The following is a 12,317-nucleotide window of genomic DNA, read 5'->3' as shown; positions in this document are numbered from 1 at the left end:
CCTGATTTTGAAAATAGCCGTTTTAAAAAATGAACAATAAAAAGAGCGGTTTGTAAGCCAAATCGGCTAAAATTTCAAAAATATATTTTACAACCCATTGAATTTATTAAATTTTCTTTCTGAATTTAATCTGTAAATAGCGTTGAATTGCAATATCAAATCAAGCCAATAAACAATCATCAATAAACAACCATCAATCGGTTTGGCTGACAGGCTGATTATCCGCCAAATCCACACCGTGTGCGGACAACACATTTACAATCAACTCATGCGCAATCGTCCCCACCGCAGGAATGCGTGGAAGTTTGTCAAGGTCAAAAAACTTAGCATCGGTGATTTCATTGGGCTGCACGCAAATCTCGCCACCCGCCCAGTTGGCGGTAAATCCCAGCATGATGTTCGTAGGATAAGGCCAAGGCTGGCTGCCGATGTAGCGTGGCTCGTCAATCGTCAGCCCAACTTCTTCCAAGACTTCACGGCGCACCGCAGATTCCAGCGATTCGCCAGCCTCCACGAAGCCAGCCACCAAGCCGTACATACCTGTGGCGGTGTGGCGTTGGTGCAGCGCCAAAAGAATTTGCGGCTGTCCGCCTGTGGGGTGCGTGCGTGTGATGGCAACGATGATACACGGCTGCACCCTAGGATAAGCACGGTGGCGGCAGCGTGGGCAAACCATGGCATGCTCAAAATGGTGCTTGCGTGTGGGCGCAGCGCAGCGTGAACAAAAGCGGTGGTCGGCTTGCCAAAGGCTTAGCTGAATGGCACGGCTGATGAGTTCGTTGGCGTGGCGGCTGTGATGGCTGACTAAGTTGCGATATTCCACCAGTTGCAGCGATTTGTATTCGCTGCTTAAAAACACATCGCCATGCTGTCCAATCACGCCACAAGAAAGGGCGTAATCCAGAGAAATGACGTAAAGATGATTTGCCGAAATGCCATCAAACACATCGCAGTCATCCAATGCACCGCAACTGGCGGCGGTTTGGTTTGTGTTGGTGTGCGATTTATCAACTGAGTTATTGGCTGAATCATCAACCGAATTATCATCGGCATTCTCACCATGCGCTTCAAAAAATCCTAAATTAACCGCAAATCCTGCGTCATTTTTCGTGCGGAGAATCTCTTCGCTGATACTGCACAAAGCAGGCGTACCATCAGCGCACAGCACGCTTTCACGGTGAATGATTAGGGCTTTTTTGGGCGAATTTTTCATGGGTGATGATGGGTAAATATCGTGATAAATCAAAGGTTTAGTGTAAAAACGCTGTCAAAATTGCCGTGCGTTTACTTATTTTAGCACCTGCGCACGCCAAGCGGCATCTGCGTCTGCGTCCGCCACTGAAGCGGTGAGCAAATGTGCGTATTCGTGCAGCGGCGTAAAGTGCGCCTTGCGTGTGCCGCCTTCGGTGTTTGCGCTTTCGTCTTCGTCAATGGCAAGCGCAATTTGCCCGCCTGTCATCGCCAAATACACTTCTGCCAAAATCTCGGAGTCAAGCAAAGCCCCGTGGAAGGTACGGTCTTGCTTACCGACATCAAGGCGGCGCACCAGTGCGTCTAGGGAGTTTTTTTGCCCCGGATAGAGTTGCTTGGCGATGGCGAGCGAGTCGGTTACTTGCACACGGTCGCTAAAATCCGTCAAGCCAACCTTGTCAAATTCCATTTTCAAAAAGCGCATATCAAAGGCGGCGTTATGTGCGATGATTTCGCTGTCCACCATAAAATCATAAACCGCTTGAGCAACGTCCGCAAATTTTGGCTTGTCGGTCAAAAATTCATTAGAAATGCCGTGAACTTTGATGACTTCATCGTCCATGGTTTTTTCTGGATTGATGTAAACGTGCAGTTTGTTGCCAGTAAATCTGCGCCCAATCATCTCAATCACACCCACTTCCACAATGCGGTCGCCATTTTGGTCTTCAAAGCCTGTGGTTTCCGTATCCATAATCAGCTGTCGACTGGAGCTGTAGCGGTGATTTGGCGCTGGCAAAATCGCCCAAAAATCAGGATTGGCGCGGTCGGTTTTGCCGTCATAATTGGGGTTTTGGTTATTATCAGGGCTGATGGCGAATGTGGTCATGGCTTGCTTGCTTTGTTGGTTGGTTTTTTGATTGATTGGAGTGTTGTTTAAATGGTCGTTTGTGTTATCGTTTGTGTGATTGCTGGTATTGTCATGATTGTCATCAAAATTGGCATGAAAACCGTTTTGGTAGTCGTCATGAAAATCACTGGTTTGATTTGCCAAAATTTGCGGTACGCTGTGCGTGGTTGGTGTTTCTGTCGTGGCTTGATTTGCCGCTGCTCGATTTGCCATAGCCACGTTACTGACAGCGTCCGCAGGCTGCTTTTTTGCGTGGTCATCGCCTGCTTGGTTTGCTAAATGAGCGATAAATTCTCTGCCTGCGCCCAGCGCGCCACGATTGGCAAGCTCGTCCGCCATTTCGTTGCCAGCGTGTCCTGCGTGTCCTTTCACCCATTGCCAGTCAATTTGTCGCCCTAGACTTAGTGCGTCAAGGCGTTGCCAGAGTTCGGCATTGAGTACAGGTTTGTTGTCTTTTTTGCGCCAGTTGTTCTTTTTCCAAGCAAAAATCCACTCGGTAATGCCGTTTTTGACATAAGCCGAATCCGTCCACAGCTGCAGCGGTGTGGTTTTTGGGGTGTTTTCAAGGGCGGTGATGGCAGCGAGCAGCTCCATGCGGTTGTTGGTGGTGTCCGCTTCGCCGCCCCAGATGTTGTCAATGTCGCCATTAGGATAGCAAATGTGTGCGCCAAATCCGCCCGCTGCGGCTGCGTTTTTGCCGTTGCCTTTGCACGCGCCATCGGTATAGGCGATGATAAATTGTGTCATGGTTTAAGTTTGTTTGTCGTGATGAATGCTTTAAAGTGCTATTATATCACGAATTGGTGCGCTTGCTAAAGTTGGCTTTGGTGTGGCTGTTGGCGTGTGGATTTTGCTGTGTTTAGCCAAATCATTGATAAGCCTGCAGGCGTTTGGCGGCTAAATTGGCGAACAATTCGGCGGATAAATTGCTTGGATAAAGACAAAATGTTGGCGTGTCTTGTGTTATAATGTTGAGATTTAGCTTACCCAATTTCAAACCCAAATTTAAACAACATCGCAAACGCCCAAATTTATGAACACCGCAGCCAACCCAGCCGATACCGCACAAACTCTGACAAATCACGCCGAGCAAATGAGCGCCAAAGTCTCGCACCGTTTTGTGCGTCAATTTGCCGCTGACAAATTAAGCCGTCCTAAAAACATCGTATTGCCAGCGTTGGACGCAAGACCGCTGTTTTTTGAGATTGGCGCAGGCAAGGGCAAGCACGCGTTATTATTCGCCAGTGAACACGCTGATAAACGCTTGATTGCCGCTGAGCGCACGAGCGAAAAATTCGCCGCCTTTGCCAAAGCGGTGCGCACCAAAGCAGGCGTGGCAGAACAAGACGCAGCGATTGCAAGCCTTGAAAATTTGGACGCTGTACACGCAGATGCGATGGCGTTTGCGGTACATTTTTTGCCGCCAGCTTCGCTTGATGGCGTGTTCATTTTGTACCCCAATCCTGAGCCGCACAACAAAAACCAACGCTGGCTGAATATGCCGTTTTTTGAATTTTTGATTTCACGGCTCAAAGCAGGTGCGCCCATCGTGCTGGCAAGTAACATTGCCGAGTACATTGACGAAGCGGAAAACTTGCTGAACCAAACGTGGCTGCTGCCTTATCAAAAGCAGCAAATCAGCGCCAATTCGGCACGCACGCATTTTGAAGTCAAATATTTGGCGCGCGGCGAGATGTGCCAGCAGCTTGTGATGTTTAAGCCAAATTATTATCGCACACGTTTTGATGAATTTGACGGCACAAAAGGCGATGCCAGCTGTGATGACGAGCGTGCGCATGAATGATGGGCAAAACACGCCTGCCAGAGCAAGTGGTGATTTGCAAGCAGGCGCACACGATAAAACCGTTGCCATTGTGGGTGCGGGCGCAGCAGGGCTGATGGCGGCTGAAGTGCTGTCTGCCAAGGGCGTGCGTGTGTTTGTGTACGAGCAAATGCCCAGTGCAGGGCGTAAGATTTTATGGGCAGGCAAGACAGGCTTAAACATTTCTCATGCCGAGCCCAGCGAGCAATTTGTCAGCCGTTATGCACCAAGCGAGCCACTTGCCAAGATGGTGGCGGATTTTGGCGCAGACGCAATCCGTGCGTGGCTTGACGACTTGGGCGTGCAGACGTATATCGGCTCAAGTGGGCGCATTTTTCCTGTAGAGATGAAGGCTTCTAAGTTTTTGCGTGCGTGGCTTGGCAGGCTGCATCATCAAGGCGTGCGCTTTTTCTACCGCCACCGTGTGCAAAAGATTTGTGGCAATACGCTTGAAATCGTGGACGAGACGAGCGCTTGCCAAACGCATACTTTTTCGGCGATTATCCTAGCGTGCGGTGGCGGTTCGTACGCACGGCTTGGCAGTGATGGCGCATGGCAGGCGTGGTTTGCTGATGATGAGCTTGCGCCACTGTTCGCCAGCAATGTGGGCGTGTGCTGTGCGTGGTCGCCCTTTGCCGCACCGATTTTTGGGCAAGCGTTAAAACGTGTGCAGGCGAAAGTTTGCTTGGAAAATACGCACCACAAAGCTCAGCCGACCGCAAACACACCGCAAAACACGCCAGAAACCACCGCCATAGGCGATATTGTGGTGAGTCATTATGGGCTAGAAAGTGGCGTGATTTATCGGCTGGGGCGTGCGCTCAGACAGACGCAGCAAGCGAGCCAAACTGGCAAATCTGCCTTCACGCTGTGGCTGGATTTATTGCCAGAGCGCAGCGAGCGTGAGATTTTGGCGGCATTAAAAGACAAAAAACGCTCACTCACCACTTGCCTAAAAAAGGCGGGCTTGGATGCGGTTAAAATCACGATTTTGCGTGAATGTGTACCAAAAGAAAGCTGGACAAACCGCAGCCACATCGCCCACGCCATCAAAAATTTACCCGTACCACTCACAGGATTTCGCCCAATGGACGAAGCCATCAGCACAGGCGGCGGCGTGCGTTTTTCAGCGGTGAATGACGCATTGCAACTAAAAAGCAATCCTTTTGTGTTTTGTGCTGGCGAAATGCTGGATTGGGACGCACCGACTGGCGGCTATTTGCTGACGGCGTGTCTTGCAATGGGGCGCAAAGTTGGGCATAATGTGGCACAGTTTTTGACGGTTGAACCGAAAAGTTGATATTTAGCTAAATCTGATTTTATGATGAAACTTGCCGAAGCGCTGATTATCCGCAGCGATTTACAAAAGAAATTTCAGTCTTTGCAAGCACGCCTGCACGCCAATGTGCTGGTGCAAGAAGACAGCGAGCCTGCCGAAGCACCTGACGAGCTTTTGGCTGAGCTGATGCAGGTGAGCCGTGAGCTGCATGCGCTGATTTATCAAATTCACCGCACCAACGCTACCGCTACTCTTGCTGATGGGCAGCCCATGCTGCAGGCACTGGCACTGCGTGATGAATACGAGCAGCAGCACAAATTATTGCTAAGCGCCATTGAAGCTGCCACGCCAAGCCAGCGTTATGGGCGTAACGAAATTAAATGGCAGTCTTTGGTTGATGTCAAAGCCTTGCAAAAGCAAGCGGACGACATTGCAGTCAAATTGCGTGCGCTGAATATGGCGATTCAGGCGGCAAATTGGCAAGTGTCTTTGATTGATGATGGGCGTGTGAATAATAGGGCTGAGTGATTGGTTTTATTATTTAGATTGTCTAAATATTTTTAGTTTTGAGTATGTTGGGCGAATATCAAGCCCAGACTTGGGGCGAAGCAAGTCATCTTTACTTTGCTAAGCGTGGGGGCGCGCTATGCCTTATGGCAGTACAATTTCGCCTTGCACTTTGTATTGATTACATCGGCACGCAGCACTTATTATCACCAGATATTGACGGCATACTCATCTTTTTATGACGAAAAATAAGCGTTGATTGAACGAAAATTTACTGTGTTTTTATCCACATTTATTAAGGAAAACTTATGAATCGTTTTGCGAATTTTTGTGCAGGCCCAGCCGCTATGCCAACCGTGGTGCTTGAGCGCGCCCAGCGTGAGCTGCTTGATTGGCAGGGTAAAGGCTCATCGGTGATGGAAATCAGCCATCGCAGCGCGGATTATATTGAAGTTGCCGAGCGTGCCGAAGCCAATTTGCGCAAACTGATGGGCATCAGCGATGATTATGCGGTGCTGTTTTTACAAGGCGGCGCGGCGTTGCAATTTTCTGCCATTCCGCTTAATTTGATGAATGGCGGCACAGCAGATTATCTGACCACAGGCGCATGGTCGCAAAAGGCGATCAAAGAAGCCGAACGCTATGCAGCGCTTGGGCTTGGCAAGGTGAATTTGGTGGCAGCAGGTGATGGTACGGACGTGCCAGATGTCAGCGAGTGGCAGCTGTCGGATAATGCAGCGTATTTTCATTATTGCCCAAACGAGACCATTCATGGCGTGCAGATTTTTGACACACCAAAAGTGAATGCGCCTATCGTGGCGGATTTTTCATCGTGCATTTTGTCTGAGCCTGTGAATGTCAATGATTTTGGTTTGATTTATGCAGGCGCGCAAAAAAACATCGGCCCTGCTGGTTTGACGATTGTCATCGTGCGTAAGGATTTGCTGGATCGTGCCAGTGCATTTTGTCCAAATGTGATGAATTATAAAAATCAGTTTGACAACGATTCAATGCTCAACACGCCTGCGACTTTTGCGTGGTATTTGTCTGGCTTGGTGTTTGAATGGCTGCTGGAGCAAGGTGGCGTGGAAGCGATTGCCGTACAAAATCGCAAAAAAGCCGCCATGCTGTACGAAGCCATTGACGGCAGTGATTTTTATAGCAATAACGTCAATCCAAAGCACCGCTCTATCATGAACGTACCGTTTCGCTTGGCGGACGATGGTTTGGACAAGCTGTTCTTGGAAGAAAACAAAAAGGCGGGCTTACTAAACCTAAAAGGTCATCGTGTGGTGGGTGGTATGCGTGCGAGCATTTATAACGCCATCACGCCAGAGCAAGTGGCGGCATTGGTGGCGTTTATGAAAGAATTTGAAGCACGCCACGGCTGATTTGCAGTTGATGAAGGCTAGATTTGCCCGTACAGCGTACAGTAAATGTCTGTGCGCTGTACGTTTGTGCGCCAAACAAAACAGGGCAAGCGATACCGCCAAACAAAACTCAGCCAAAAATTTGGGTATATCGGCTTGTGCGGCTGGTATTTTAACAGTCAGCGTTTTGGCGTTGGTAGGGTGTGGCAATTCTTTGAACGACACCGAGAAAACCGCCAACCAAACCGCTCAAGCTGCCAGTTTGAATGATAGCGCCCAAGACAATGCCGCTCAAGACAATGCCGCCAAAGACAAGCCATCTGCGGCTGATTTGACCGTGCCTGATTTGAATGCGCCAAGCGTCATCACCACGACCACCATCGCCATTAAAAATCATGCCGAATACGAGAATGCCGAGCATTTGCCCTACGCCAATCCCAACGCGCCACAAGGCGGCACGCTTGCCATGACAGCGACAGGTGCGTTTAACAGCGCCAATGCTTTTATTGATGATGGCGTGGCGGCGGCAGGGACGTATTATCTTTACGACACCTTGATGACAGGCTCATTGGACGAAGCCTTTGTGCTGTATCCGCAGCTTGCCAGCGCCATCACGCGTGATGTCAATGACCCAAGCTGGGTGGTGTATCACATCAATCCCAAGGCGAGATTTTGGGACGGCACACAGGTAACTGCGGCAGATGTGCAGGCGACTTTTGAAGCGATTTTAGATAAAGGCTTGATGTCTTGGCGTGGGTTTTTGGCAGGTATTCGTGCGGTGCGTGCGCTTGATGATGGGCGAGTGATTTTTTATTTTCATGACCATGCCAGCCCTGAAATGTTCGCCAATGTGGGGCTGATGCCTGTATTTGCCAAGGCGGATATTGACGCACGTTTTACAAAAGTTTCTTTAACGCCTTTGATGGGCAGCGGTGCGTATCGGCTGACGAAAATTGAGCCGTCTCGCTTGGTGGAATACACCAAAGACCCAAATTATTGGGGGGCGGACGTGATGGCGAATCGTGGCAGGTTTAATTTTGAGCGCATTCGTTTTGTATACTATCAAGACGAAGCGGTGGCGAGCGAAGCGTTTTTGGCAGGGCAATTTAATTTATTGATTGAAAGCAGTCCTGCTAGGTTTAATGCCTTGCCTACCCCAAAAGGCGTGGTAAAACAGAGCTTTACCAACACCAATCCTGTGCCGATGCAGGGACTTGTGATGAACACACGCCGTGCGCTGTTTGCTGATGTGAAGGTGCGCCGTGCGCTGAATTTGGCGTTTGATTGGTCGTGGGCAAAAAGCGTGCCGAAGTTTGTCAATGCCAAGCGTCTAAACAGCTATTTTTATGGCTCAAAACTGGCAGCAACAGGTGCGCCAAGCGATAAAGAGCGTGAAGTTTTACTGTCTTTACCGCTTGACGATGTGGAAAAATCAGCACTGGTGGGTACGCCCAGCTATCTACAAATCGGCAAGCCACATTCGCACCGTGAAAATTTACTGCTGGCAAGGCAGCTGTTATTACAAGCAGGATTTCGCTACCAAACGCCAGATGGCAAGCCGCCAAACGCCAGCACGCCAAGCGTTTTGGTGGATAAAAAAGGCGTGCCTGTGCGTTTTGAGATTTTGCTAGACAGTGATGAATATGCGCCTTTGCTGCTGCCTTTTGTGCGCAATTTGGCACGGCTGGGCATAGACGCACGCTTACGGCGCATGGAGCGAGCCAGTTTTATCACCGCCAAGCGTGCCTTTGATTATGATTTGATTGTGGACAGCTTTATGCAGGGCAACTCACCGGGGGCGGAGCAGGCGTATTTGTGGGGTTCGGCAGCGGCTGATGAAGCAGGCAATCAAAACAGCATTGGCGTAAAAAGTGCGGCGGTGGACGAAGTGATTGCACGGCTGATTGCGGCGGATAATCGTGCCGACATCGTGCTTTATACTAAGGTGCTTGACAGGCTGCTTTTGGCGGGCGAATACATGATTCCGTGGGGCGGCGAGAACGCCACTTATGTCATGTACAAAGACATCACGCCACCGCCACGCACACCGCAGGCAAGTTTGGGTTTGGATTATTGGTATCGTGCGGATACGCCTTGAGCGGTCGTATTTTTGAAATTTTGACTAAGATTTGGGTGCGGTTTAAAAGCCGTTATGTTTCGACAGGCTCATCAAGAACGGTTTTTGTGATTCAAAAGACTTACCAAGAACGATGCTTTAACACCCCGAACGATTGTTTAAATCACTAAAATCAATTTTATCAGGAAAATAATCATGCAAATTCACGCCATCAAAGCCTTTGATGATAATTATATTTGGACGCTGGTGAATGGCGATCAAGCCATTGTGATTGACGCAGGCGATGCTACACCTGTGCTTAAATTTTTACAAGTCAATCAGTTAACGCTTGTCGCACTTCTCATCACCCACCACCACCACGACCACTCAGGCGGCGCAAGCGAGCTTTTGGCAGCCTATCCTAAAGCGCAGCTCATCGCTCATCAGGCGCATGGCGTGGCGCAGACGGTGAGTGTAGATGAAGGCGATGTGCTAAATTTTGAGGGTTTTGGTGAGTTTCAAGTGTGGCGCACCGCAGGGCATACCGACACGCATTTAAGCTATGTGGCGAAATTTGCCGATGACGTACGCCAGCACGTTTTTTGTGGCGATGCGCTGTTTAGCGGCGGCTGTGGGCGTGTTTTTACAGGGACGCTGGACGAGCTGCACGCAAGTTTGCGCCGTTTGGCAAGTTTGCCTGACGACACGCTGTTTTATCCTGCGCACGAGTACACACTGGGCAATTTACGCTTTGGCTTGGCGTTTGCCGAGCAGCCGCAAGACATTCAAGCTGCCATCACACGCACGCAGGACAGTCTTGCTAAAGGCGTGCCATCTTTGCCAACCAGCCTTAAAAACGAGCGTAAAATCAACGTCTTTTTGCAGGCTTGTCAAGACGATGTGAGTGCGGATTTGGCGCAAAAAGTTGCCGAGCGCGCCAATAAAGCTGGGCTAAAAATGGCAGATTTGTCGTCTTTGTCGGTATTTAGTGCTTTGCGCGAGCTAAAAAATAAGGCGTGATGGATTGCCGAATGAACGCACTTGGTAAAACTTGCTTAAATTTGCCAAGCAGGCTGTGATACAATATGCAAAAAGTGCGCCAAGGTGCGTAAAAACGACACAAAACCGCGCAAAACAATAAAAATAAAATGGGCTGGGTATGAATCTGCTGTCTTTGCTGGTGTTGGCATTTGGTATGTCTATGGACGCTTTTGCAGTGGCGCTTGCCAAAGGCGCAACCGAGCGGCAGCCGCATTTTTGGCAATCGCTCAAGGCAGGTGCGGTGTTTGGTGCAGTCGAAGCCATCACGCCTGTCATCGGCTGGGCGATTGGTTCAGCCGCCAGCGCGTGGGTGGCGCAGTACGATCACTGGATTGCTTTTGTTTTGCTGTCTTTTTTGGGCGCGCGTTTTATCAAAGAAGCCTTTGCTGGCGATACGGCAGATGAAGTGAGTGCAAGCCAAGCCGCCAAGCCAAAACCGAGTAAGCTGTGGCTGCTGGTGCTGACCGCCTTTGCCACCAGCATTGATGCGATGGTGGTTGGTGTGTCGCTTGCGTTTATGGAAGTGAACATTTGGCTTGCGGCATTGCTCATTGGCATGGCGACCACCATCATGGCGACCATTGGGCTGTATTTGGGCAATCGTTTGGGTGCGTATTTTGGCAAGCGTGCGATGCTTGCTGGCGGCGTGGTTTTGCTGGTGATTGCCGTGTCTATTTTGTGGGCGCACGTGGGTTGATGGCGTGTTTAATTAGCGTGTTTAATTAGCGTGTTTAATGGACGTATCAAATAAACAAAAAGGGCAGGCGTGATGTTTGTTGCTTTTGGTTTTAAGATTTTTTAAAAATTGCACGCTTGGTGTGGATTTTTCATTTAATTTTATTTAGGTTTGTCTGAATTTGGCGTTGCTTGCTTAATGCTATTTATTTAACATCATTTGACGCTGTTTAACTTCATTCATCATTAAAGTAAATCTAGGGGTGGCTGTGCGGTATGTGCTGGGGCGGCTTTTGCTGTTTGTGCCGACTTTATTGGTGATTTTGGCGGTGAATTTTGCGCTGATTCAGGCTGCGCCGACTGGACCGCTGGAGCAGAGCATTGCCGCCATCACCGAAGAAAAGCGCGCGCTGGGGCAAGGTTTTGCGCTGGACGGCGTGCGCTATCAGGGCGCAAATGGGCTGTCTGATGATATGCTTGCCGAGCTAAACGCGCGCTTTGGGTTTGACAAACCTGTGCTTGAGCGTTTTTGGCTAATGGTGTCGCAGTATGCGCGGTTTGATTTGGGGCAGTCGTTTTATCAAGGCGAAAAAGTGGCAACGCTCATCGCTCAAAAACTGCCCATCACTTTGCTGATGGGTGCGCTAAGCCTTGTGCTGATGTATGGCGTGGGCGTCAGTGTGGGCGTGTGGCAGGCGCACAGTCGGTTCAACGCACCAAAACAAAACCGCGCCAGTAAATTTGACACGCTGACCACACTTGTGTTGTCTGCGCTGCACGCTGTGCCGTCTTTTGTGCTGGCACTTTTGCTTTTGGTGCTGTTTGCAGGCGGGCGATTTTGGCAGTGGTTTCCCATGCAGGGCGTGATGTCGGCAAATTTTGCTGAACTTAGCACGCTTGGTAAGGTTTGGGACGTGCTGCACCATTTGGCGCTGCCTGTGCTTGCCAATGCGGCAGGGTTGGTGGCGGCGATTGCGCTGCTTGTGAAATTTAGCGTTTTAGGGCAGCAAAATGCGCCTTATGTGCTGGCGGCGCGTGCGCGTGGGTTTACAGGTGTGCGCTTGGTGCGCGGGCATTTGCTAAAAAACGCCATTTTGCCATTGGTTGCTGAAATGCCGCTTGTGGTGGTGGGTGTGCTGTTTTCGGGTAATTTTTTGGTGGAAGTGGTGTTTAACATTGATGGTTTGGGGAGGCTTGGCTATGAAGCCATCATCACCAAAGATTATCCTGTGATGTTTGGCGTGCTGTATGTGTTTACGCTGCTGTCTATGGTGGTGCAGCTGGTGTTTGATTTGCTGTATGCGCTGATTGACCCGCGTGTGAATTTCGCCAAAAAATACTGACAAAGCCATTGTTATCAATGAAAACCATTTAAAAATACTTAATAATAAATCCATAAAGTTATCATCTATTTATTAAGTTTTTTTAACCAATTTACCCATCGTGCCAACGCAGTTAAAAACCCGCGC

Annotated in this window: 10 protein-coding genes; 8 read left to right on the top strand and 2 right to left on the bottom strand. The window is 49.6% G+C overall.

Going from position 1 to position 12,317, the window contains the following annotated elements; genetic code table 11:
• Nucleotides 1–193: 193 nt before the first annotated feature.
• A complete protein-coding gene (nudC, locus tag B0181_RS05560; protein ID WP_078276513.1) occupies nucleotides 194–1,213 on the bottom strand; it encodes an NAD(+) diphosphatase in 1,020 nt (339 codons plus the stop codon).
• A 75-nt stretch (nucleotides 1,214–1,288) separates the two neighbouring features.
• The gene (gene dnaQ / locus B0181_RS05555; RefSeq protein WP_242620177.1) at nucleotides 1,289–2,845 is read right to left on the bottom strand and encodes a DNA polymerase III subunit epsilon; all 1,557 of its coding nucleotides are present in this window, start codon (nucleotides 2,843–2,845) and stop codon (nucleotides 1,289–1,291) included.
• A 346-nt stretch (nucleotides 2,846–3,191) separates the two neighbouring features.
• Here dnaQ and B0181_RS05550 point away from each other — a divergent pair, with 346 nt between their 5' ends.
• From B0181_RS05550 to B0181_RS05515, 8 genes are all read left to right on the top strand, one after another.
• Nucleotides 3,192–3,902, top strand: a complete 711-nt coding sequence (locus tag B0181_RS05550; RefSeq protein ID WP_078276523.1) for a class I SAM-dependent methyltransferase — start codon at nucleotides 3,192–3,194, stop codon at nucleotides 3,900–3,902.
• Nucleotides 3,895–5,220, top strand: coding sequence for a TIGR03862 family flavoprotein (locus B0181_RS05545; protein WP_078276512.1), 1,326 nt, complete (start codon nucleotides 3,895–3,897; stop codon nucleotides 5,218–5,220). The genes B0181_RS05550 and B0181_RS05545 overlap by 8 nt, the downstream gene beginning before the upstream one ends.
• A gap of 21 nt (nucleotides 5,221–5,241) precedes the next feature.
• Nucleotides 5,242–5,727 (top strand): DIP1984 family protein, encoded by a 486-nt coding sequence (locus B0181_RS05540; RefSeq protein ID WP_371829212.1) that lies wholly within the window; start codon nucleotides 5,242–5,244, stop codon nucleotides 5,725–5,727.
• Nucleotides 5,728–6,014: 287 nt separating this feature from the next.
• The gene (gene serC, locus B0181_RS05535) at nucleotides 6,015–7,097 is read left to right on the top strand and encodes a 3-phosphoserine/phosphohydroxythreonine transaminase (RefSeq protein ID WP_078276510.1); all 1,083 of its coding nucleotides are present in this window, start codon (nucleotides 6,015–6,017) and stop codon (nucleotides 7,095–7,097) included.
• On the top strand, nucleotides 7,078–9,174 hold the full coding sequence (locus B0181_RS05530; RefSeq protein ID WP_078276509.1) for an extracellular solute-binding protein: 2,097 nt from the start codon (nucleotides 7,078–7,080) through the stop codon (nucleotides 9,172–9,174). Before serC ends, B0181_RS05530 begins: the two co-directional genes overlap by 20 nt.
• Nucleotides 9,175–9,348: 174 nt before the next feature.
• Nucleotides 9,349–10,152, top strand: a complete 804-nt coding sequence (gene gloB, locus B0181_RS05525; RefSeq protein ID WP_078276508.1) for a hydroxyacylglutathione hydrolase — start codon at nucleotides 9,349–9,351, stop codon at nucleotides 10,150–10,152.
• Nucleotides 10,153–10,291: 139 nt separating this feature from the next.
• Nucleotides 10,292–10,870, top strand: a complete 579-nt coding sequence (locus B0181_RS05520; RefSeq protein ID WP_078276507.1) for a manganese efflux pump MntP — start codon at nucleotides 10,292–10,294, stop codon at nucleotides 10,868–10,870.
• 241 nt (nucleotides 10,871–11,111) lie between these two features.
• Nucleotides 11,112–12,191, top strand: a complete 1,080-nt coding sequence (locus B0181_RS05515) for an ABC transporter permease subunit (protein WP_133141554.1) — start codon at nucleotides 11,112–11,114, stop codon at nucleotides 12,189–12,191.
• Nucleotides 12,192–12,317 lie beyond the last annotated feature (126 nt).

It is taken from the genome of Moraxella caviae (assembly GCF_002014985.1).
Classification (GTDB): Bacteria; Pseudomonadota; Gammaproteobacteria; order Pseudomonadales; family Moraxellaceae; genus Moraxella; species Moraxella caviae.
Note: the sequence above shows the minus strand (reverse complement) of the source record. Positions and strands in the feature narration are given on the sequence as shown.